Here is a 21,485-nt window from a genome sequence, read left to right as displayed (position 1 = left end):
ATGACTTTTTCCAAGAAAGTATAAAAGTTTATTAGCCACTTCCTATTACTAAAGCTTTATCTAATCTAATGGTGTGTAGTCGACACCTTCTGTATAATCATTAACGGGATTCCAAATTAAAAATTCTTCAATTCCATGCTCGTTTAATGCCTTGATTTGCGCTTCTACTTCTTCCACACCGTATTCGAATGCTGAACCACTGTATAACCACGGTGCTTCAAAATCTTGAATCCAAGGCCTTGAGACAGGTGGCTCATCAAGTTGAGATAACACTTTATTCTCTACTTTTGCATATTCACTTACAAGCTTATACGGTTCAGTATCTGGCTTATCAATACCGAAGTATGGGGTCCAGTGACTTGGATAGATCATTGATGATATGACATCAACATTTTTAGAAATTCGAGAAAAATTCTGTCCAATGCCTGGTGCTTCTTCAATTGTTGCTGAATAACCAAAAATATCAACAGATACGTCGACATCAAAGTTGGACATCTCATTTTTCGCATAATGAACAAAGTCAGTAACAGCTTCTACACGCTTTTTCACACTATTCATCTCTACATCCTTATAATCACCTTGATCGTAGTTTAACTCTGTATCCCTTTTTTCAAACCCTTCTGGAAAGCGAACATAATCAAACTGAATATCTTTAAATCCTAATTTTGCCGCCATTTTGGCTATCTTAAGATTATATTCCCACACTTCTTTTTGAAATGGACTCACAAAAGCTTCTCCCTTTCCATTCGTCCATACTTCGCCGTTTTTCGTAAATGACAAATCTGGTCGCTTATGAGCTAACACGGAATCTTTAAATACAACGATTCTTGCAATCGGATAAATCCCTTTTTCCTCCAATGTGGAGAGCAATTTCTCTGGATCTTGAATGTATCCTTGTGCAATATCTTTATATGGTGAATCTTCATCGACTTTTAGCGTCAGGTTTCCGTGGTCTTCTTTAATATCAATCACCATACTATTCAACTCCGTATCGTCTACGTACTTCAATAAGTTGTCAAAACGATCCACGCTTACTGTCGGTCCGGTGACATAAATACCTCGTACCGCTTCTGGATATTCAAATTGATAACCTGTTTGATATGTGAATCGCGGGATTGTTGAAGGAATTTCAAGTTTTTGAGGTACAACCTCTCTATGTTCATGAAAAGCGATCGTCTTTTTCGTGCTTGATTCCTCATCAGCATGTATACTCTTCGGTAGCCATATCATTGTCAAGAGAAGGAAAACTGCTGCTATTTTGATCCATTGTCTGCTTTGTCTCACATTACCAACTCCAAATCATTTGTATCTAATTCTATTATATAAGAAAATGTAACAATTGTCGGCAATATTTTTAACATTTTCTTTAACAAATTATGTAAGGTGTATGCATTAATCTTCCATTTTGTACAATAAGCTGAGCATTGATGAAACTTGAACAAGCATTTACAATAATAAGTCGATAGAAGAAAATATCGTCAAGTTATGATAAAATGTTAAAAAGAATAGGTCATAGTAGAAATAGATGAGGTGAACGAAATGAAAACGATTTTTTCCGGTATCCAACCGAGCGGGACATTAACATTAGGCAATTATTTAGGAGCCATGAAACATTTTGTCGATTTGCAAGCAGACAATCAATGCTATTTCTGTATTGTGGATGAACATGCGATTACTGTGCCACAAGATCGTTTAGCATTAAGAAAAAATATTAAGTCTTTAGCTGCCTTATACATAGCATCTGGAATTGACCCAGAAAAATCCGTATTATTTATTCAATCCGAAGTACCTGCACATACACAATTAGGCTGGATGTTACAGACGGTTAGTTATATCGGTGAACTTGAACGAATGACACAATTTAAAGATAAATCTGATGGAAAAGAAGCTGTATCTGCTGGTTTACTGACATATCCACCACTTATGGCTTCTGATATCTTATTATATAATACCGAAATGGTACCAGTCGGCGAAGATCAGAAACAGCATTTAGAACTGACAAGAGATTTAGCTCACCGATTTAATCAGAAATTTAATGATATATTTACCATACCAGAAATCAGCATACCTAAAGTCGGTGCACGCATTATGTCATTACAAGAACCAACCAAGAAAATGAGTAAATCTGATGAGAATCAAAAAGCAACCATTTTCATGCTCGATACAGACAAACAAATTGAAAAGAAAATCAAAAGTGCGGTCACAGATTCAGATGGCGTTGTCACTTTTGACAGAGAAAACAAGCCAGGGATTAGCAACTTATTAACCATCTATGCAAGTTGTACTGGTGAAAGCATTAACCAGTTAGTAACGAAATACGAAGGAAAAGGATACGGCGAATTTAAGCAAGATGTTGCGAATGCTGTCATAGCTACATTACATCCAATTAAAGAACGGTATGATGCCTTGATCGAATCACATGAATTAGACGATTTGTTAGACGAAGGTGCTGACAAAGCTAACTTTGTTGCTACTAAAATGTTGCGCAAAGCAAAAAAAGCAATGGGCCTCGGCCGAGTAAAAAAGAAAAAATAAATACGATTAGAAAAAGCTGCTGAGTCTGTTCGCCAAACGGATTCAGCAGCTTTTTTCCATCTTCAATCGTTTTATGGCCTTAATGTTTGAGAGACATCACCTTGTTGTTCACGTTCCCATATGTTTTCATAATACGTTTGTCCTTTAATAATCTGACGACAAAAATTCTCATGTCTTGTACTCCATCCGTTCAAGAGATCGTTATAAAGTGTTGTCCATGCCTCATTAAAATCCATCTGTTTAATTTCATGATAACGTTCTGGTTTCCATTCTGTTAACCAGTAACGCAATTCTTCTAATCGATTGGTTGCTTCAAGTTGATCAATGGCGATCATGAGCAGTTGTTTCAATTGTCGTTCACGTCTTGTCAGGCCAGTCATTGCTTGCGGAGGTAATGATAAGATATGATATTCTTTTGGTTCGCGGTTTGAAATATGGAATGATTCAGGTTGTCTTCCTTTAATCAAATCTAACACTAATCGTTCCTGTCGTGGAATTAAACGACTTTTCCGAATAGGAATCTCATACCCCATCGTATCAAAAGCCATTATAGACTCTCCATCCGTAATAATCACCGCATACTCCAACGGTTTTCTTTCTTGATTTTTACGAATATACGCCTTTTGATAAATGATTTCTAACAACGATTTCGGTAAATCTTGCAGGTCATTTTCAATATACGTATAGACTTCTTCTTCGATGTAAAGGACTGGGATTTGATCTAGGATTTCAATGCCGTCTGCTTTCCTCCATTCATGAAAGGAGCACACATTATACCCATTTTCTTCACCTTCAAACCAATTGACCCAAACATCATGCAAATATAACATGTGACGAACCCTCACTTTAGCAAATTTCCTTTACCAATCAGTATGACCAAAACAGGATAAATTATTCTTACGTTGTTATTATTTAACAGAGAAAACTTTTAATCGCTGCAATGCTAGCCCCATGAGTAGAATCCCAAAAAGAAAGAAGTAACATTCGATTTTTGTTTGCATGATGATTAAGTAATCAAGAAAACTTAAACCCGCCGGAATAAAATTCAAATACAAAATGATTGAAACGCCACCAGATATCGATAGTCCGAAACCTACTAGAAAAAGAAGTGCGTGTAACATGGTTTCACCTGCTTGTCCATCCAAATTTATTTCATATTATATGTCCAAGCATGGGCACTTATGATGTTGGCTTGCCTTTTTGACTCACCTATTCTTTCCTTGCATTCCTAAAAGGTAAAGAAAACCCTATTCCGATGATACAGAATAGGGTTTGGAACCATTTATTCATATTTTTTAAAGATAAGTGATACATTATGACCGCCGAATCCTAAAGAGTTACTTAAAGCGACGTTTACTTCTCGTTCTTTCGCTTCATTTGGCACATAATTCAAATCACAATTCGAATCCGGTGTTTCATAGTTAATCGTTGGCGCGACGATATTTTCTTCAATTGATTTCACACAAGCAATAGCCTCTATGGCTCCAGCTGCACCTAAAAGATGGCCAGTCATCGATTTTGTTGAAGAAACATCTAATTCATAGGCATGATCACCAAATACTGTTTTAATGGCTTGTGTTTCAGTTAAGTCATTATACTCGGTACTCGTACCATGTGCATTAATATAATCAACTCGATCAGATTGAATATCAGCATCATCAATTGCTTGTTGCATGGATCTGCTTGCACCTTCTCCTTCTGGTGCGGGTGAAGTAATATGATAAGCATCACCAGAGGCTCCATACCCTGCAATTTCTGCGTAGATGTGTGCGCCACGTTTTTGTGCGGATTCAAGAGATTCTAAAATCAGAATACCGGCACCTTCTCCCATAATAAAACCATCACGATCTTTGTCAAATGGGCGACTTGCTGTATTTGGATCGTCATTAAAAGATAATGCCTTCGCTGTTGAGAAACCAGCAAATGCCATTGGCGTAAGCGGTGCCTCAGCGCCACCTGCGATCATGTAGTCCGCATCTCCACGTTCGATCACCTTAAATGCATCACCAATCGAATTCGCACCTGAAGCACAAGCCGTAACGGAGCAATTATTAATACCTTTTGCTCCTAGTTGAATCGATACTTGACCAGAAGCCATATCAGCAATCAACATCGGTACGAAGAATGGGCTGACGCGACGATAGCCTTTATCTACATATTTACGAAATTGATCGTCATATGTGGCCATACCGCCAATACCTGATCCGATCCAAACACCTACACGGTTGGCAATCTCATCAGTGATTTCTAATTCAGCGTCTTCCACTGCCATTTTAGCAGCACCTACGGCATATTGCGTAAACAAATCCATTCGCTTCGATTCTTTTTTATCCATATATTCGGTTGGATCCCAATCCTTCACTTCAGCCGCCACTTTTGCAGGAAATTCATCCTTATCTACTTTCGTTACAACATCAATACCAGACTGGCCGCTTTTGAGCGCATTCCAAAATTGGTCAACTTGGTTTCCAAGTGGTGTCACTCCACCTAATCCTGTGACTACAACTCTTTGTTTGTCCATTGTATGTTCCTCCCTCTTTCTTTCATCTTCTTATGATCGTTTGCGTTCGGAGGTTATTGCCCCCATTTGAGTGCGACTGCTCCCCAAGTGAGTCCGCCACCAAAACCAACTAAGACTACTAGATCGTTATCCTTTATTTTACCGTTTTTGACCCCTTCAGATAAAGCAATTGGTATAGAAGCAGCTGAAGTATTTCCGTATCGACTGACATTAACCGCCATACGGTCTTCATTAATGCCTAATCTCTGTCTAGCAGCTTCCATAATGCGAATATTTGCTTGGTGTGGAATTAAATAATCAACATCTTCTTTAGCATAACCAGCCTTTTCTGCGACATGTACTGATGATTCCGGCATTTGACGTACAGCAAATTTAAAGACTTCACGGCCATTCATGTGAATGTAGTCACCGTTTTGTGCTAAATGTTCACCACCGCTACCATCTGAACCTAATTCAAATGAAAGAACACCTTTATCTTCACTAACTGGTCCCATAACCGCAGCACCAGCGCCATCACCGAATAGAACACAAGTGTTACGATCTTCCCAGTCCGTAATTTTCGAAAGTTTTTCTGCACCAATAATTAATACATTTCGATAAGCTTCGGTTTCAATAAACTGTTTCGCAGTAATGACACCATACATAAACCCTGCACAAGCAGCACTTAAGTCCATGGCAGCTGCATGCTTGGCACCTAAGGCATTCTGCAATTTACAAGAAACGGTCGGAAATGGTTGGTCTGGCGTTACCGTTGCAACTAAGATAAGATCAATGTCTTCACCTTTTACATTAGCTTCACTTAATGCACGTTTTGCCGCAGCAAGCGCCATATCAGAAGTGTCCTCTGTATCTGATGCAATTCTTCTTTCTTCTATCCCCGTACGTGTACGAATCCACTCGTCACTCGTTTCAACGATTTGCTCCATATCTTTATTCGTTAACACCTTTTCTGGAACATAGTGTCCTGTTCCAAGAATTCCAGCTTTCATCACTACACTTCCTCTCGAAGCAAATTTTTATTATCAATTATTAAGACTTGGTACTAATTCTAAAACAAAAAGTAATTCATTTCAAGTAGATGACTGTCCTATACAATTCATAAGCTTTTTCATAGGGTAAATCATGGAGGTGGATAGAATGAGTGAGAAGGAAAATAAAACGCATCCATTTGATCAGCTGATGTTTGGTAACAGAAAAACTGAAGAAAAGGAAGAGGAAGAAGAGAATAACAATGAAGAAGAAACCTCTTCAAACTCGTTTAATTTTATCGAAACGGCACAAGTCATTGCTGATACCTATCAAAAAATATCGCCATTCACCAATAAAATTCGCCATATCATTTCAAAAAAATAGATCAATCAATGGCTTTAGATCATAATGAAGCCGAATCTCTCATGTAGAGCTTTCGGCTATGGTTGTCCAGTATGATCTTCAATTTGATTGGGTAACAAGCCTGATTCTTTATAATTACTGACTGCTCGTTTCACCTCTTCTTGTAACGGGTGTGGCACACGATCGCTGTACTGCCCCATTGAAATCACTTCTTCGTCAAAACCGTACGTATACACGTCACCAGCTAGTTGTCCGTTTTGTAATTGCTCGATAGCAAATCGATATAGTTTATCGACATGTTGAACAGTACTCGTTAATACAGAGTTTCCCCCTACAGATGCTTGATCATTAACATACCCAATCGAAGATAACCCATCATTTTTCGCGGCTTCAATAATTGGAACACTATATGCATCACCTGCTGGATAGAAGATATCAACATCTGCTTTCTTCATTTTTTCGTAGTACTCCATCGCTAATCCTTTTTCATTCCAACTGTTTACATACTGAATGCTCACATCTGCGTTTTGATTTTGATACGTCACACCTTCGTAAAAACCTTCTACTTCAGGTTGCCATTCAAAGGCGGCGATCATTCCTACATGATTGGTGTCCGTCATTTCACCTGCGATCATTCCTGCAAAAAAGCCCATCGCCATTGAATTAAAATGTAACTCGTTACATTCTCAGCGGTATATCCACCATTTACATAAATAAAATGAACATTGGGATAATTCGATTGAATCGTTTGAAAATATTTTCCGTAATTGCTGCTGTGCCCGATGATAACTCCGACTCCCCGATTCACATAATTACGCACAACTTGATTGACCTGCTGTTGTGTCTGTACATTTTCTTGGAAATATACTTCAGCATCAAATTCTTCTTTTATACTTTGTAATCCATGGTATCCTTTGGCTCCCCATGTCTTTTCTTCGATTGATTGTTCGAATAACATGCCAACCTTATCAATGTCTGAGGTTTCTTGCTGGCTTTGACAACCTAATAAAGTAGATACACATATAAACATCCAACCTAATAACCATACAGTCCGCATCTTCAATAGCCGCACTCCTTGAATCAGATAGTGGGATTCCTTATTCGACCTCTTTAGCACTATTCTACCTGTTTCCATGCAGAACGTAAATAAAGATTGGTTAACAAATTCATGACAATTCTAAAGTTTCTTTACATCATTAGTATGATAACCTTGCATCTTGAAATTCAGATTTTTTATTTATTTCAGAGCACTTTTTTGGTAAACTATATATGAATATAATCAAGCCATTAGAACATTACATATATTACGATACAGTAAAGAGGTGAAATTGATGAAGTACTTAGTTACCATTTTTTGGTCGGTTCTGATCAGTTTTTTAGTAGCATACGTCTTATCAAGTATGGCCGGTGAAACATTCAATATATCGGGGGTTTTCGCGTTAGCAGCAGTATTTAGTATCGCTATCATTATTCTAGGCGATGGTATATTAGACGAAGGACACGAATAAAGTGATAGTAATCATCAACCCTTGTCATAATTGATGGCAAGGGTTCGATTTTGTTATTGATTGGTAATTTATAGGGAGAGGGATGGAAATGGACGTCATACAAGAAATTGTATTGCTATTGAAATATTTATTCTTAGGATTATTGCAAGGTTTTACTGAGCCGATCCCCATATCATCAAGCGGGCACTTAGTTATCGTTCAAGATTTATTTGGGACAAAAATAGCAGATGATTTGTCATTCGAAGTCCTCGTAAATTTCGGTTCTTTACTTGCTGTACTGACCGTTTACCATAAAGATTTGATTCGTTTAACGAAAAACGGGATCAATTATATGATCAGTCGTAACAAAGAATACGTGGACGACTTCATGTTTATCGTGTACTTAATCGTGGCCACGGTTCCAGCAGGAGTCATCGGTTTACTATTTAAAGACCAAATCGAACATTATTTCGGCAAAGCTTATGTTGTTGGTCTCACATTGATCGTTACCGGTATTGCCTTATGGGTGATTCGTAACTTACGTGGGGTAAAAAATGAAGGTAGCTTAACTATTAAAGATGCTATCATTGTAGGTTTTGCACAAGCTGTTGCTCTTATTCCAGGAATCAGTCGGTCAGGTGCCACTATTGTTGCTGCGATGCTCGTTGGGATGAAACAGGATACAGCGCTTCGTTTCTCCTTCTTATTGTTTATACCGATTAGCTTAGGTACTGGCGTATTATCCATTGGAGATGTTGTTAGCAGTGATGACTTTAACACCTTATGGATTCCTTACACCATTGCCTTCATAGCTGCTATTGTCGCGACTTATTATTCTCTACGTTGGTTTATCAATGTCATGAAACGCGGCAACCTTAAATATTTTGCTTTTTATTGCTTTATTGTCGGCACGCTTGCACTGTTTTTATTACGTGGGAGTATGTAGAAAACACTCGTCGAGCTAAAATGGCATGAAAAAAGAACCGGAATTTCCGGTTCTTTTTTAATCTGGAATTCCTAATGCAATTTTGGCATAACGTGACATACGATCTTTGGACCATGGTGGGCTCCACACAATATTCACATTCGTATCATTTACTTCTGGAATATCTTCCATCACACGTTTTACGTCTTCTTCGATATGTCCTGCTAATGGGCACCCCATTGCTGTTAATGTCATCGTGACGTGAGCAATCCCGTCATCATCCAAATCCACACCATACACTAAACCTAGGTTGACAATATCTATACCCAACTCTGGGTCAATGACATTCTCTAGTGCCCCCATCAGATTTTCTTCTAATGCTTGATCCATGATTCAGCCTCCTTCGCTCATATACATTCTTACATAAGAATCTATATTCATTTCTTTCATTATAAACAAAAATCAATCGAAAGTTAAGTATTATAATTGTAACTCCAACCAATTCACTAATTCGATGATAGCAAATCGGCTCACTTTATGCCCAGCATCCATTTCTTTTAAGAACCTGATATTTTCTGGGTTCTTATAATACTCAATCGCCTCCTCATAAAAACGATAGCTATGATCAAACGGTACGACTCGATCATTTTGCCCGTGCCAAAAGAATAATGGTCTGTCAAACAACTTCTCCATTTGCAGAGATAAATCAATTTCTTTCAGATCTTCTAATAAAGCATTGATTTGAGCTTCTGGCAGTTCTATTCCAGTCGATTGATTTTGAATATGGTCAATCAATTGCTTGGCATAGGCATGAATTTTTGGCGAGCCCATCATAACAGCTGCTACCTTAACCCACGAAAACTGTGTCAATGCACTTGCTGTCGTAATACCACCCATACTAGTACCAGCTAACCCCAATCGATCATGATCTAATAATTGGTGAGCCACTAATTCTTGATAAATCATTTCGATGTCATCTAAATTTTGTTTGACGATATCGAAAAATTGCAATTGTCTTTCATCATCAGAAATGTCTTTTTCTCTTTCACCGTGTAACAAGGAATCGGGCAAAATCACGCGATATCCTCTTTCAGAAAGTAAATAAGCAAGTGGCAAATTATGTTCTTTCGCGCTCGTAAATCCGTGCATATACACAAGTGTTGGCATCGGTTCTTGTCTCTTATCGTCTTCTGCTATATGTAACAACGGCACACCGTTCCAGTACTCTTTTTCAATGGTAATCATAGGTAAATTAATCCTTTCTCATACATTCGTTCATTTATGTTTATCATACCGTGATCAAACGATGGATGCAAAGAAAAGGAAATGACACATCCATTTGACTATCATCAATCATCGGTTTTACATTTTCATAATATAAACTTAACAAACATTTGCTTTACAAAGAAAGGAATCATCTTTAGACTATAACTACAATATAGGTGAGGTGAAAAAATGGCAATCAACAAACACTTAATCGCTTTAGATCTTGACGGAACCTTACTAACTGATGACAAAACCATTAGTGATTATACAAAGAAAATCATTCGTTTAGCGATCGAAGAAGGACACATTGTTGTCATTGCAACGGGACGTCCGCATCGGTCCAGTACACTTTATTATGAAGAATTAGGCTTACAAACACCTATGGTTAATTTTAATGGCGCATATATACACCATCCCACAGACCATAAATGGGATATATTACACAGCCCACTTCCTTTACGCAATGCCCAACAAATTATTCAAACGTGTTATGATTTAGAAGTTGGTAATATCTTTGCTGAAGTACAAGATCAGATCTTCTTGGATCGTTATGACCAGGAGATTATTGACGTATTCGTTGAACCTAATAATAAAGAACTGATCACCATAGGCAGCTTAAAAAATGAGCTTACAAATGATCCGACATCATTATTAATTCATCCAAATAACCATCAAGTAGAGACACTTCGTCAGTATTTAGATGATCAACATGCATCCATCATTGAACATCGTAAGTGGGGTGTTCCGTGGGATGTGATTGAAATCGTTCGAAAAGGGATTAATAAATCAGTCGGTTTACACAAAATCGCGCATTATTTCCATATCCCATCTGATCGAATCATCGCATTTGGTGATGAAGACAATGATTTAGAAATGATCGATTATGCTGGCGTTGGCGTAGCGATGGAAAATGCCATTCCAGAGTTGAAGCAAGTGGCTAATTATGAAACAAATTCCAATCAAGCTGATGGAATAGGACGCTTTTTAGCAGACTACTTACAGATAGAAAACACGCCAACAATCACCAGTTAAGCATTTGAATAATCCTACCTGTCTCGTTATAAACTATAGCCGAACATGTCACCACCATGTTCAAGCTTCTTAACAGGAGGACTGTCTAATGCAAAACCAAATGTTTCAACAAGCTAGAAATGCTGTCAATCGTCTAGTCAATCGCAATAGCTTCAGCCAAGCAGATAAGCAAGCGGCGCAAAATGCGATCCAATCGGCTTACACGAATGCTACTGCTGAAGAGCAAGAAGAATTACGTCAATTGGAGCAACAATTAAAGCAACAAGATGAAACGAATTAATCATTCACAAGTAAAGAGGGTAAGACATAACTAGCCAAAATTAATTTAAAAATGGTTCCAATCATCGATTTTTGATGATTGGAACCATTTTTATCTACATCTATGGTTGGATTTGCATTCATGGCAGTATACTTTCTCAAGTCCATCGCTTGAATGCAAACCCTAATTCATATTTGGTTGTACTTCTCTATCCATTTAAAACTGTAGTTTTCAATCACTTTCCGACAAACAAACGTATATTGAGCGAGGAGACTTGGCGCGAGCCTGCGAAAAGCGAAGTCTATACGGACTGCTCATCCATTAACAACAAAGATTACAAAACAACCCTTATAAAAATGAGGATACTCAATATTCTTCTTTATTAGGTTTTGTTCCAGGCTCTTTTTTTGGTCTAACATATAGTAGGAGTAAATAAACCAATATTAGGTTAAGATACACATATGAAACAATTGTTAAGGATGTGGACTTAATGACGGAAAAAGAATCCAACCTTTCAATTCAAATTCGATCAATGTTAGAGGAATTATCACAGTTACAAGTAGAGTATTGGAAATTAACATCAGACTTTAGTTCATGGCAATTTTGGGCTGTCATTTTCATGTTAATCATACCTCTAATTATTTTATTTATTGCCATAGACAAGGATAAAATGTTACTACTTGGTTTCTATGGATTTAATTATCACGTATGGTTTGCGTATACAAACGAAGTGGGAGTCAGTTTAGGTTTTTGGGAGTACCCCTATCAGCCCATGCCGTATATAGAAAGTTTTGCACTCGACGCTTCATTTATTCCCATTTGTTTTATGCTATTATATCAATGGTCAATAAAGTATAAAAAAAATATTTATCTCTATTCAATTCTATTATCAGCTCTATTTGCTTTTGTATTAAAGCCAATCATGGTTAGTGGACATCTGTTTCATATGTTTAAAGGAGTCAATTACTTCCACTTATTCTTATTTTATGTAGCATTTTTTCTTTTATCAAAACTGATTACTAACCTCTTTGTATGGTTACAACATAGAAGAGGATGATAAGACACACAAAAAACTATGTAAATAAAGAATCATGAACATTACACATTACTATCTATACATAATTGAAATGCTTTCGTCTTCCATTATCTTTTGATAAAATATTGTTAAAGTATGTTTTATTTAGGAGGATACGAAAATGAGTATTCACGTAGAAGAAACACCAAATCCAAATGCGATGAAATTTACAAGCGACAAAATGATCTTTCAAGGAGATGGCAGTGTTTCTGTCATGCCAGGACAAACAAGTGAGTATGAAATTTTAAATGAATTAATGAAACTCGATGGTGTAGATAACGTATTCGGCTTTCAACACTTTATTACTGTGAATAAAAAAATGGACGCTGAATGGGACGGTTTAATTGAAAAAGTCGAAGCTTTAATTGAAGAGTATGGTTATTAAAAAGAAGGAGAATACTATTTCTCCTTCTTTTTTATATTTCGATCTCTATTGTTTTTGTCAATGGTGTACCTTGAATCACTTGTTGATTGACTTGTGAAGGAAGTAGGCTAACTTCTACTTGATAGGTTCCTGATTCTATATTTTCATTTTGATAGGCCCATTTTTCATTCCAATGTAATGATTCGCCGCTCGATAATGTTTCTGTCACCAATGCTTCGGTAAACATTTTACCTTCCGAATATTGATACACTTTTTCTCCGTTTAAACGAGCAATAATTTCATATTGCTTCCCTGATGAAAACGAGAATTGCACGTCTTCGTCAAGCTTATTCGTTAATTCCATCTCAAAAATGATTCCGTTATTCGTTTGCTCTGTTGTAACGGAATATGTCACTTCATCTAATACAGATTGAACGGCATCTGTATTGTCTTTTGTATTCTTTTGCTCTGAAGACGATTGATTGTCTCCATTTGAAGGATCCTCATTCATCGGACTTGTACCACACGCGGCTAATCCAAAAAATAGAAAGAAACCTACGAGCCATTTGTATGCATTCATCATCATTCCTCCTTTTGAGACTAGACGTCCAAAACGAGAAAAAGTTTCAATCTCTCCGGAAAAATCCATAAACGCCTGCTGTTTGTATCACGTTCATAAAAGCATTTTCATCCACTTCATGAATCAGTTGCTCCAAATCATATAATTCGTATCGTGTAATCACAATATAAAGCATATGCTTATCTTCTTTCGTATAAGCACCTTTTACCGGTAAAATCGTAATGCCTCGAACAACTGTATTATGAATGGCTTTTTGTAACTCATCCGCTTTTTTCGTAACAATCATAGCTGTGACTTTCTCATGTCGTGTATGTATCGTATCGATCACTCGTGTTGTCACATATAACCCTAATAATGTATATAGCGCATTTTCGGGTTCATTTAACATACCAGCTACAACAATGATCGCACCATTGATTATCATTAAGTAGCCACCAATGGGTTTGTCTTTTAAGCGGGACATTACCATCGCAATAATATCCGAACCGCCTGTTGAAGCCCCCCATTTCAGCGTTAAACCAATTCCACTACCTGCAATCACGCCACCAAATACAGCATTTAAAATGATGTCGCTCGATAATTGAATCACCGGAATGATTTCTAGAAATGCGGACACAAAAAATACAGATAAGAAGCTATAAATCGTAAAACCTTTGCCCACTTTAAACCAACCTAATATAGCCACGGGAATATTAATGATAAATAAGATGATACCGGTACTGACTCGTTCAATGCCTAAATAATCGTTAAAAACCGTTGTGAGGATTTGAGCTGCCCCCGTAAATCCGCTCGCGTAAACATTCGCACTAATGAAAAAGAAATTAAGCGCAATCGCACTTAATAAAGCACCAATGATCACAATAATCACTCGTTTTGCTTCCATCATAAACATAGAGATTCCCCCTTATCATCAAATCAAGTAAGACAAACTTGATTCTTATTACGTGAGTGGTGAAAACATGACGTGCCAACGATATGCCATTCTACCTATTTTTCATTCCCTTTTCAATCATTAACTAATCAAAAACTTTAAAAATAAACGAGATCCATTTTGACGAAATGCTCACCTACACGTACACTTATAGTAAGCAAAATTACGACTTGCATACACAGATGAATATATGATTGGAAGGAGATCATCAAAATGAATGTGCAAATTATCGCCGATTCCGCATGTGACTTAACAAATGAAGATTATGAATCGTTAGATATTGAAATGCTTCCGTTAACTGTGCAACTGGATCAAAACGAATATGAAGACGGAAAAACGATTTCGGCTAAAACCATCTATGACGTCATGCGAGAAGGAAAGGCACCAAAAACAGCACAAGTGAGCCCACAACAATTTAAAGAAACATTCGAAAGATACGCAAAAGCGAAACAACCAGCTATTTATCTTGCTTTTTCATCCGAACTATCAGGAACTTATCAAGCAGCCAAATTGATGGAATCAGAAGTGAAGGAAAGCTATCCTGATTTTAAATTACATGTCATCGATACGAAATGTGCATCTTTAGGCTATGGACTCGTCGTCTATCATGCAGCCAAACAAGCCAAACAAGGCGCATCGATCGATGAAATTTTAACAACAGCTCAGCATCATTATGAGCATATGGAACATATTTTTACCGTAGATGATTTGGAATACTTATATCGCGGTGGTCGGGTAAGTAAAACAGCAGCGTTTGTTGGTACTTTATTAAAAGTAAAACCGTTATTACATGTAGAAGACGGAAAATTAATACCTTTAGAGAAAATCCGTGGCTCAAAAAAAGTCTATAAACGAATGATTGAGATCATGGAAGAGAGAGGGCAAGACTTGAGTAACCAAACGATTGCGATTAGTCATGGTGATGCTGAGGACACAGCCCAATTATTAGCAGATATGATTCGTGAAAAATGGGAGGTCAACGATATCAAAATAAATATGGTCGGATCTTCGATTGGTTCGCATGCAGGCCCTGGTACCATTGCTCTCTTTTTCTTGAATGAATCCCCACTTACGTAAATTGAATATTTACACCCCGGCTGGAAAAGGTATGAATAAAATGTTGGAAGAAACGAGGAGGAAACATCGTGTCATCAACACAAAAACGAGAAATTCTACCGAAACAACATCAAAACCATCAGCCGGGATTTGAATATAAAATGAATCCACTTCCCGCTCCAGTAAATAAAACGTATATGGGAAACCATCGATTAAAAGGGAAAGTGGCCATTATAACAGGAGGAGATAGTGGGATCGGTCGTTCAGTTAGCATTCATTTTGCTAAAGAAGGCGCAGACGTTGTGATTGTCTATTACAACGAAGATCAAGATGCCAATGAAACCAAACAATGGGTGGAAGAAGAGGGCGTTCATTGTAGTTTATTTCGTGGTGATATCTCACAAAGTGCATTTTGTGGCGATATTGTGGACAAAACGCTACAAGAACATGGGAAGATTGATATCATTGTCAATAATGCGGCCGTACAATTCCCTCAACAAGACTTTGTCAATATAACGGATGAACAATTAGAAAACACCTTTCGCGTCAATATCTTTTCTTATTTTTACCTTACACGAGCAGCTCTTCCTCATTTATCCCAAGGCAGTTCGATTATAAATACTTCATCCATTACCGCATTCAAAGGAAGTCAAAATTTAATCGATTATTCAAGTACGAAAGGGGCGATCACAACTTTTACGAAGTCTTTATCCACTTCACTTGCTTCAAAAGGCATTCGAGTAAATAGTGTCGCACCAGGGCCGATTTGGACGCCGCTTATTCCGGCTTCTTTTGATGAAAATGCGGTCGCTACGTTTGGGTCAGATAGTGAAATGCAAAGGCCTGGACAACCTTATGAAGTTGCTCCTGCTTATGTTTATCTCGCTAGCGATGAAGCAAGTTTTATCACTGGACAAACGATTCATATTAACGGTGGCGAAATCATCTAAAACACTGTAAACGTGAGACAAAAGATAAAAAAGAACATTATCTGAGTAAAAACAGATAATGGTCTTTTTTTGTATATCACAACTTAGGTGTTTTTCTTTGTCATTACAATCACAAAGGTAATAAAACCGCCAAATACAACGATAAGAAAACTTAAGAATGGCCAGTTCAATCCAGTATCCTCTTCAACAATAAAAATATTTGCCGTTTCTCGTTCTAGAATCATTTGATGCGTTCCATCTTCTTGTTCTCGAACAATATCATCATATAACACACCACGTAATTGTTTTGCTCCACTAATGGATTCAAGCTCAGCCATCTGTGTCACTTCATCATTGTTGATAGCGATGTAAATTTCTTGGTCATTCAATTGTCGCTTATAAACAGACATTGCTCCTTCCTGTTCAATATATTCAAGCTCTCCATCAACAAGTGCCGGATATTGACTACGTAATTCAGATAGCTTTTCAATTCGTTGAACCACTTCTTCCTCTGTTTGATTGATCCGTGCCATACGATGATCAGGTGTTGGTTTACCATTGTCCATTGGCACCTCTAATCCTTGATACAACATCGGTTGACCAGGGACTGTATACATGTATGTTAATGCCAATTTCACCCTTGTTACCGGATTATGTTCTGCTTGTACTGCTTCATAAGCAAAACGGTTGGTCGTCAAGCTTTCTAAAAACAACACATCTTCTTGTTTAGAAGAATTTTCTGATGCAAATAGCGGTTCTAAAGATGTTCCTGCTTGTTTAAAAACCGACGTCATTTGTTGCTGCAATGATTGATTCATTTGCATGCCTTCATTTGTTGCTCTCCCGTCAACGATCGCTGTATGATCCCCTTTTTGATGAACGGTATCCACGAATGTGTTCATTACGTGATCAGGGATTTGAGCATCAGCATAAAAATGAAAACCATCGACATTCGCTTCATCTAGCCAAAATGAAATCGTCTCAACAAAATAATCAACGACTTCTGACTCTTGAAAATCGGGACGTGGCATTTGACTCTCTGGATTTTCATCCGCTCGAATGACCCATTCTGGACGATTCTCGACCCATGAATGATCTTCTGACATTTGTGTAAGTGGAAAATCAAGAATTACTTTCATATTTTTATCGTGAGCTGAAGCTACAAGTTGTTGCAAATCCTCTAATGAACCAAAATGTGATGAAACACTTCGAAAATCAGTGACGGCAAATCCATGATACACATCCGTTTCCATCACTGGGCTTATATTGATCGTTTCCATACCTAATTGTTGTACGTGAGACAATTGTTGATTCACACCAGCTAAGTCGCCTCCATGAAATGCATTTGGATCATCAAGATTGACTTGACGATCGTTTACCGATGTCCCGTTCGTAAAACGGTCAACTAAAATATAATACATTTCGTCACTAGCTTGATTCTCATTAGCTATGACCGTTATAGTAAAACTAAAGCTAATCATCCAAATAAGCCATATACATAACCAAATTTTTTGTTTCATAAGGAACTCCTTTTTTTATACGTCTACACTTCTCTATTATCCATTCTGCAAAATGAAAGTCAATCGAAAGTTTTGTGAAAATAAGTGACACAAACACCATTCATATGCGTCTTATATAATGAAAAATGAAATCGGAGGCAACAAGATATGTCTAGACAAACAATCGTTTCCGAATGGTTTCAATGGTACCATCAAGATATCTATAACTTCTTAGTGTATTTTACCGGTAGAACTGATACGGAAGACCTTGTACAAGAAGTCTTTATTAAAGCGATGAAGCATGCACATCGCTTCTCTGGAAAGTCCAGTCCAAAAACTTGGCTCATTAGTATTGCTAGGAACTTAGCGATTGATGACGTCCGTAAAAAGAAACGACGGGCCTTACACTATTCAAAGCCCTTGGAAGATGCATTTCATATTGGCGATCATGAAACACCAGAAACGTTCATCGATCAAGAAGTGCGTAATCAGGAACTCTACCAGTTGATTCAATCATTAAGAAAAAATTATCGAGATGTCGTGATCCTTCATGGGATACAAGAATTGTCAGTAGCCGAGACAGCTGAAGTCCTAGATTGGTCAAATCAGAAGGTGCGAACAACTTACTCCCGTGCCTTAAAGTCATTGCGAAAAATGAAAGGTGGTGCTGACCATGGATGAAGAAAAAGATCAACAACTGAATAAAGAGATTCGTTCTCTACCGAACTATCAAATGAAACGAGAGAAAAAAGAAGAAATACAGCAACAATTAATGGAAACAGCCGCTCACCTCGACCAAAAAGAAAGAAAAACGGTCCGTATGAAACGATTTACGATAGGTGTAGCAAGTGTTGCGGTGATTATGATTTTTTCATTCATTGCACTAACTGGAAGTGAATTTTTTCAACAAGCAGACAAACAAACAGATAGAGAAATCACTGCCACAGACAACCCTGAAAACAATCCTCAAAGTGAAAATGATAAGCTCACGATTCAAGAAAACACAGATACCGAAACGCTATTACGTGAGCAAGCGAATCAAATTGTTACCTTATTAGCTAACGAGGATTATCAATCACTCGCCAGTTACGCTCATGCAGAAAAAGGGATTCTCTTCTCTCCATCTGTAAATTTGAAAGATCGTCATCAAACATTTTCACAAGATGAAATATCTACTTTTATGACGGATTCGACGGTTTATCAATGGGGGACCGAGGATGGTAGCGGACGAGCCATTGAGATGACACCAAAACAATTTCATTCAGAATATATGTACCCTAGCGATTATCAATCAGCGGACGAAATCACGTTCGACCAGTTTGAATCACGCGGGACGATTAAAAAGAATATTCAATCTTATTTCCCCGAATCTCATGCCGTTGAATTTTATAAAGAAGGCGAACACGAGATGGGTTGGCATAGCTTAAATATCGTATTTGAACAAAATCAAATAGGTGAATGGAAAGTAGTCGCACTCGCTCAGGGTCAATGGGGAAGCTGATGTTCTTCATAAAATGAATGAAAAGCTCCCGAACTATTTCATTCGGGAGCTTTTCTTTTTATATTTATGAACAAGTTTGATACGAATACAATAAATGACAAACAGCACAACAATGCAGATAAGAGGAATGAGATACGTAAACAGATTCATGTTTATGCGTCACTTCTTTCGGTCTACTCTTACACGTTAATCGACACATCATATGTTCGCAACCAATAATCAATTTGGGCTAAATGGGCAATCAACTGCGGTCCAGTCATTAATTGACCAAACCATGGTGCTTGAATGTTACTTGCCTTTCCGTCGACAAGCTGACGAACTGATTTTCTATCCAACACATCAAACAGCCTTGCATCGGGGTCTTGAATAATTTCTTCCATCCAATTCACTACTGCTTTCGTATAAGCAGGATGGTGCGTTTTCGGGTACGGACTTTTCTTACGGTACAAAATATCATCTGGTAAAATTCCTTCAAGAGCTTTGCGTAAAATTCCTTTTTCTCGACCACCTACCGTCTTCATTTCCCATGGTACGTTCCAAATATATTCTACTAATTGATGATCACTGAACGGCACCCTTGCTTCAAATCCCGCTCCCATACTCATACGGTCTTTTCGATCCAATAACGTCGCCATAAACCAATGCATATTCACATAAAACATCTGTCTACGTTTCGCTTCTTCTTCTGATTCACTCTCTAATAACGGCGTTTCTTGTGTCGTTTCATGAAAACGAGTAAGGGCATATTTTTTTAAGTTCAACTTCTCCTGTAATCGTTGGTTCAATAAATGTTGCCTAACTTCAGATGAACGTATCCAAGGAAAACCTTCACGATTCAAGTCATCCTCTCGGTAAAACCACGGATAGCCACCAAAAATTTCATCTGCACATTCACCTGATAATGCGACGGTCACGTGTTGCTTGGTTTGCTGACAAAACCATAATAAAGACGCATCAACATCAGCCATTCCAGGTAAATCACGATAAGTGACGGCATCTTTTAATAAATCAACTAACGTCTCATGATCGATTTCAAATGTATGATGTGACGTATCAAGCGTCTCCACCATTTTTTGAATAAACGGTCGATCTTGATTTGGCTGAAAACTGCTTTTTTGAAAGTATTGATCATTGTCTACATAATCAATTGAAAAGGTTTGAAGGGGTACTCGTTTCTGTTTTTGTAATTGGTTCGAAGCGATGGCAGTAATCGCGCTTGAATCCACACCACCTGATAAAAATGTCCCAAGAGGCACATCGGAAACAAGTTGTCGTTCAACAGCATCTGTGAGCAGTGTTCGGATCGTTTGTGCTGTTTCTTCGAGTGATTCTGTGTGGGGCTTACTTTGCACATTCCAATAACGTACAGTTTTCCATCCATTGCGGTCGAAAATACCGATATGTGCAGCGCGCAATTCTTCAAGACCATCAAACACTCCATGACCAGGTGTTCGCGATGGACCTAAAGCAAAAATCTCCGAAAGACCTTCTTCAGATACTGACGGTTTGATTTCATCATGTGCTAATATAGCTTTTAATTCTGAAGCAAATAATAACCCTTTTTGATGTTGGGCAAAGAAAAGCGGTTTGACCCCTAAGCGATCCCGAGCTAAGAAAAGTTGTTCACGTTTTGGGTCCCAAATAGCATAAGCAAAAATTCCGTTTAACTTTTCAACATGTGCTTCGCCCCATTCGATATAACTTTTTAGCAGTACTTCTGTATCCGAATGAGAATCAAACTGCCAGCCAGCTTTCATTAATTCCTTGCGTACATCTTCGGTGTTATATAATTCACCGTTATAGACCATGACATATTCTTGCTGCTTCATGGGTTGCTTTCCACCGTCTGGATCAACGACAATTAAACGCTGATGACCAAAACCGATATGCCGATCCAACCAATGATTTTCTTCATCTGGTCCACGATGCTTAATGGCAGCAGTCATTTTCTCTATTGACGCACGTTCTTGACTGATGTTTCTCGTAAAATCAATCCAACCTGTTATTCCACACATGGATGTTTGTCACACCTTTCTCGCAAATGCCATCACTTCCCCTATTGTATGCGAACGAAAGGTAAACATGACTTAGGAAATGGATTCAGATGATGAGTGAATATTTTGTTTTCAGAAAAAGCGCCATTCTTTATTTTTCGAGGCTAACAGCTGCTTCTCTTTTCTCTGTTTGACGCAT

The 21,485-nt window shown here is 37.8% G+C and carries 23 protein-coding genes and 1 pseudogene; 12 read left to right on the top strand and 12 right to left on the bottom strand.

Annotated elements, in window-relative coordinates; genetic code table 11:
• Nucleotides 1-60: 60 nt before the first annotated feature.
• The gene (locus J416_RS11615; RefSeq protein ID WP_003472188.1) at nucleotides 61-1,284 is read right to left on the bottom strand and encodes a putative glycoside hydrolase; all 1,224 of its coding nucleotides are present in this window, start codon (nucleotides 1,282-1,284) and stop codon (nucleotides 61-63) included.
• Nucleotides 1,285-1,539: 255 nt separating this feature from the next.
• On the opposite strand from J416_RS11615, the gene trpS reads away from it, so the two are divergent.
• Nucleotides 1,540-2,535, top strand: coding sequence for a tryptophan--tRNA ligase (gene trpS / locus J416_RS11610; RefSeq protein WP_003472180.1), 996 nt, complete (start codon nucleotides 1,540-1,542; stop codon nucleotides 2,533-2,535).
• Nucleotides 2,536-2,606: 71 nt separating this feature from the next.
• Here trpS and J416_RS11605 read toward each other — a convergent pair whose 3' ends face one another.
• From J416_RS11605 to J416_RS11590, 4 genes are all read right to left on the bottom strand, one after another.
• Nucleotides 2,607-3,365, bottom strand: a complete 759-nt coding sequence (locus tag J416_RS11605; protein ID WP_003472169.1) for a DUF3603 family protein — start codon at nucleotides 3,363-3,365, stop codon at nucleotides 2,607-2,609.
• Between the two features lie 78 nt (nucleotides 3,366-3,443).
• On the bottom strand, nucleotides 3,444-3,656 hold the full coding sequence (locus tag J416_RS11600; RefSeq protein ID WP_003472167.1) for a YuzI family membrane protein: 213 nt from the start codon (nucleotides 3,654-3,656) through the stop codon (nucleotides 3,444-3,446).
• A 161-nt stretch (nucleotides 3,657-3,817) separates the two neighbouring features.
• Entirely contained in the window at nucleotides 3,818-5,056 is a 1,239-nt protein-coding gene (fabF, locus tag J416_RS11595; RefSeq protein WP_003472165.1) for a beta-ketoacyl-ACP synthase II, read from the bottom strand.
• Between the two features lie 53 nt (nucleotides 5,057-5,109).
• The gene (locus J416_RS11590; protein WP_003472163.1) at nucleotides 5,110-6,045 is read right to left on the bottom strand and encodes a beta-ketoacyl-ACP synthase III; all 936 of its coding nucleotides are present in this window, start codon (nucleotides 6,043-6,045) and stop codon (nucleotides 5,110-5,112) included.
• A 148-nt stretch (nucleotides 6,046-6,193) separates the two neighbouring features.
• Here J416_RS11590 and J416_RS11585 point away from each other — a divergent pair, with 148 nt between their 5' ends.
• Nucleotides 6,194-6,409 (top strand): hypothetical protein, encoded by a 216-nt coding sequence (locus tag J416_RS11585; RefSeq protein WP_003472161.1) that lies wholly within the window; start codon nucleotides 6,194-6,196, stop codon nucleotides 6,407-6,409.
• 56 nt (nucleotides 6,410-6,465) lie between these two features.
• Here J416_RS11585 and J416_RS15490 read toward each other — a convergent pair.
• Nucleotides 6,466-7,346: pseudogene (locus J416_RS15490) on the bottom strand (BMP family ABC transporter substrate-binding protein).
• A gap of 373 nt (nucleotides 7,347-7,719) precedes the next feature.
• Between J416_RS15490 and J416_RS15485 the strand changes: the two are divergent.
• Both J416_RS15485 and J416_RS11575 read left to right on the top strand, forming a co-directional pair.
• Complete coding sequence (locus J416_RS15485; RefSeq protein WP_003472159.1) at nucleotides 7,720-7,896, top strand: DUF2929 family protein; 177 nt, start codon at nucleotides 7,720-7,722, stop codon at nucleotides 7,894-7,896.
• 97 nt (nucleotides 7,897-7,993) lie between these two features.
• Complete coding sequence (locus tag J416_RS11575; protein ID WP_040513496.1) at nucleotides 7,994-8,821, top strand: undecaprenyl-diphosphate phosphatase; 828 nt, start codon at nucleotides 7,994-7,996, stop codon at nucleotides 8,819-8,821.
• Nucleotides 8,822-8,878: 57 nt separating this feature from the next.
• On the opposite strand, the gene J416_RS11570 is transcribed toward J416_RS11575, so the two are convergent.
• Complete coding sequence (locus J416_RS11570; protein WP_003472153.1) at nucleotides 8,879-9,190, bottom strand: metal-sulfur cluster assembly factor; 312 nt, start codon at nucleotides 9,188-9,190, stop codon at nucleotides 8,879-8,881.
• A 90-nt stretch (nucleotides 9,191-9,280) separates the two neighbouring features.
• Nucleotides 9,281-10,045, bottom strand: coding sequence for an alpha/beta fold hydrolase (locus tag J416_RS11565; RefSeq protein WP_003472151.1), 765 nt, complete (start codon nucleotides 10,043-10,045; stop codon nucleotides 9,281-9,283).
• A 210-nt stretch (nucleotides 10,046-10,255) separates the two neighbouring features.
• Between J416_RS11565 and J416_RS11560 the strand changes: the two genes are divergently transcribed.
• The 4 genes from J416_RS11560 to J416_RS11545 all read left to right on the top strand — a co-directional run bounded on the left by J416_RS11560 (nucleotide 10,256) and on the right by J416_RS11545 (nucleotide 12,817).
• Nucleotides 10,256-11,098 (top strand): Cof-type HAD-IIB family hydrolase, encoded by an 843-nt coding sequence (locus J416_RS11560; protein ID WP_003472149.1) that lies wholly within the window; start codon nucleotides 10,256-10,258, stop codon nucleotides 11,096-11,098.
• Between the two features lie 88 nt (nucleotides 11,099-11,186).
• The gene (locus tag J416_RS11555) at nucleotides 11,187-11,378 is read left to right on the top strand and encodes a DUF3813 family protein (RefSeq protein ID WP_003472148.1); all 192 of its coding nucleotides are present in this window, start codon (nucleotides 11,187-11,189) and stop codon (nucleotides 11,376-11,378) included.
• A gap of 469 nt (nucleotides 11,379-11,847) precedes the next feature.
• Nucleotides 11,848-12,414, top strand: a complete 567-nt coding sequence (locus J416_RS11550; RefSeq protein WP_003472135.1) for a CBO0543 family protein — start codon at nucleotides 11,848-11,850, stop codon at nucleotides 12,412-12,414.
• Between the two features lie 139 nt (nucleotides 12,415-12,553).
• Complete coding sequence (locus J416_RS11545) at nucleotides 12,554-12,817, top strand: NifU N-terminal domain-containing protein (RefSeq protein WP_003472134.1); 264 nt, start codon at nucleotides 12,554-12,556, stop codon at nucleotides 12,815-12,817.
• Nucleotides 12,818-12,848: 31 nt separating this feature from the next.
• Here J416_RS11545 and J416_RS15145 read toward each other — a convergent pair whose 3' ends face one another.
• Nucleotides 12,849-13,376: a BsuPI-related putative proteinase inhibitor gene (locus tag J416_RS15145; RefSeq protein ID WP_003472133.1), complete on the bottom strand. Its 528-nt coding sequence runs from the start codon at nucleotides 13,374-13,376 to the stop codon at nucleotides 12,849-12,851.
• A 46-nt stretch (nucleotides 13,377-13,422) separates the two neighbouring features.
• Nucleotides 13,423-14,268, bottom strand: a complete 846-nt coding sequence (locus J416_RS11535; protein ID WP_003472132.1) for a YitT family protein — start codon at nucleotides 14,266-14,268, stop codon at nucleotides 13,423-13,425.
• Nucleotides 14,269-14,520: 252 nt separating this feature from the next.
• Here J416_RS11535 and J416_RS11530 point away from each other — a divergent pair, with 252 nt between their 5' ends.
• Entirely contained in the window at nucleotides 14,521-15,384 is an 864-nt protein-coding gene (locus J416_RS11530; RefSeq protein ID WP_003472131.1) for a DegV family protein, read from the top strand.
• A gap of 68 nt (nucleotides 15,385-15,452) precedes the next feature.
• Nucleotides 15,453-16,313, top strand: coding sequence for an SDR family oxidoreductase (locus J416_RS11525; RefSeq protein WP_003472125.1), 861 nt, complete (start codon nucleotides 15,453-15,455; stop codon nucleotides 16,311-16,313).
• A gap of 83 nt (nucleotides 16,314-16,396) precedes the next feature.
• Here the strand turns inward: J416_RS11525 and J416_RS11520 are convergent, their stop codons facing one another.
• Nucleotides 16,397-17,812 carry an alpha-amylase family glycosyl hydrolase gene (locus J416_RS11520; RefSeq protein ID WP_003472122.1) on the bottom strand — a complete coding sequence of 472 codons (1,416 nt, stop codon included), beginning with the start codon at nucleotides 17,810-17,812 and terminating at the stop codon, nucleotides 16,397-16,399.
• A 147-nt stretch (nucleotides 17,813-17,959) separates the two neighbouring features.
• On the opposite strand from J416_RS11520, the gene J416_RS11515 reads away from it, so the two are divergent.
• Both J416_RS11515 and J416_RS11510 read left to right on the top strand, forming a co-directional pair.
• Nucleotides 17,960-18,472: an RNA polymerase sigma factor gene (locus J416_RS11515; protein ID WP_003472120.1), complete on the top strand. Its 513-nt coding sequence runs from the start codon at nucleotides 17,960-17,962 to the stop codon at nucleotides 18,470-18,472.
• Nucleotides 18,465-19,292, top strand: a complete 828-nt coding sequence (locus tag J416_RS11510; RefSeq protein WP_003472116.1) for a hypothetical protein — start codon at nucleotides 18,465-18,467, stop codon at nucleotides 19,290-19,292. Before J416_RS11515 ends, J416_RS11510 begins: the two co-directional genes overlap by 8 nt.
• Nucleotides 19,293-19,471: 179 nt before the next feature.
• On the opposite strand, the gene asnB is transcribed toward J416_RS11510, so the two are convergent.
• Entirely contained in the window at nucleotides 19,472-21,307 is a 1,836-nt protein-coding gene (gene asnB / locus J416_RS11505; RefSeq protein WP_003472113.1) for an asparagine synthase (glutamine-hydrolyzing), read from the bottom strand.
• Nucleotides 21,308-21,485 lie beyond the last annotated feature (178 nt).

The organism is Gracilibacillus halophilus YIM-C55.5, assembly GCF_000359605.1.
Taxonomy (GTDB): domain Bacteria; phylum Bacillota; class Bacilli; order Bacillales; family Amphibacillaceae; genus Gracilibacillus; species Gracilibacillus halophilus.
The sequence above is the reverse complement of the archived record's forward strand: the minus strand, read 5'-3'. Positions and strand labels throughout refer to the sequence as shown.

Bases quoted from the DNA above. Each gene is read 5' to 3' on its own strand.
- trpS (WP_003472180.1), top strand. From the start codon at position 1,540: ATGAAAACGATTTTTTCCGGTATCCAACCGAGCGGGACATTAACATTA.
- J416_RS11605 (WP_003472169.1), bottom strand. From the start codon at position 3,365: ATGTTATATTTGCATGATGTTTGGGTCAATTGGTTTGAAGGTGAAGAA.
- J416_RS11600 (WP_003472167.1), bottom strand. From the start codon at position 3,656: ATGTTACACGCACTTCTTTTTCTAGTAGGTTTCGGACTATCGATATCT.
- fabF (WP_003472165.1), bottom strand. From the start codon at position 5,056: ATGGACAAACAAAGAGTTGTAGTCACAGGATTAGGTGGAGTGACACCA.
- J416_RS11590 (WP_003472163.1), bottom strand. From the start codon at position 6,045: ATGAAAGCTGGAATTCTTGGAACAGGACACTATGTTCCAGAAAAGGTG.
- J416_RS11585 (WP_003472161.1), top strand. From the start codon at position 6,194: ATGAGTGAGAAGGAAAATAAAACGCATCCATTTGATCAGCTGATGTTT.
- J416_RS15485 (WP_003472159.1), top strand. From the start codon at position 7,720: ATGAAGTACTTAGTTACCATTTTTTGGTCGGTTCTGATCAGTTTTTTA.
- J416_RS11570 (WP_003472153.1), bottom strand. From the start codon at position 9,190: ATGGATCAAGCATTAGAAGAAAATCTGATGGGGGCACTAGAGAATGTC.
- J416_RS11565 (WP_003472151.1), bottom strand. From the start codon at position 10,045: ATGATTACCATTGAAAAAGAGTACTGGAACGGTGTGCCGTTGTTACAT.
- J416_RS11560 (WP_003472149.1), top strand. From the start codon at position 10,256: ATGGCAATCAACAAACACTTAATCGCTTTAGATCTTGACGGAACCTTA.
- J416_RS11555 (WP_003472148.1), top strand. From the start codon at position 11,187: ATGCAAAACCAAATGTTTCAACAAGCTAGAAATGCTGTCAATCGTCTA.
- J416_RS11550 (WP_003472135.1), top strand. From the start codon at position 11,848: ATGACGGAAAAAGAATCCAACCTTTCAATTCAAATTCGATCAATGTTA.
- J416_RS11545 (WP_003472134.1), top strand. From the start codon at position 12,554: ATGAGTATTCACGTAGAAGAAACACCAAATCCAAATGCGATGAAATTT.
- J416_RS15145 (WP_003472133.1), bottom strand. From the start codon at position 13,376: ATGAATGCATACAAATGGCTCGTAGGTTTCTTTCTATTTTTTGGATTA.
- J416_RS11535 (WP_003472132.1), bottom strand. From the start codon at position 14,268: ATGTTTATGATGGAAGCAAAACGAGTGATTATTGTGATCATTGGTGCT.
- J416_RS11530 (WP_003472131.1), top strand. From the start codon at position 14,521: ATGAATGTGCAAATTATCGCCGATTCCGCATGTGACTTAACAAATGAA.
- J416_RS11520 (WP_003472122.1), bottom strand. From the start codon at position 17,812: ATGAAACAAAAAATTTGGTTATGTATATGGCTTATTTGGATGATTAGC.
- J416_RS11515 (WP_003472120.1), top strand. From the start codon at position 17,960: ATGTCTAGACAAACAATCGTTTCCGAATGGTTTCAATGGTACCATCAA.
- J416_RS11510 (WP_003472116.1), top strand. From the start codon at position 18,465: ATGGATGAAGAAAAAGATCAACAACTGAATAAAGAGATTCGTTCTCTA.
- asnB (WP_003472113.1), bottom strand. From the start codon at position 21,307: ATGTGTGGAATAACAGGTTGGATTGATTTTACGAGAAACATCAGTCAA.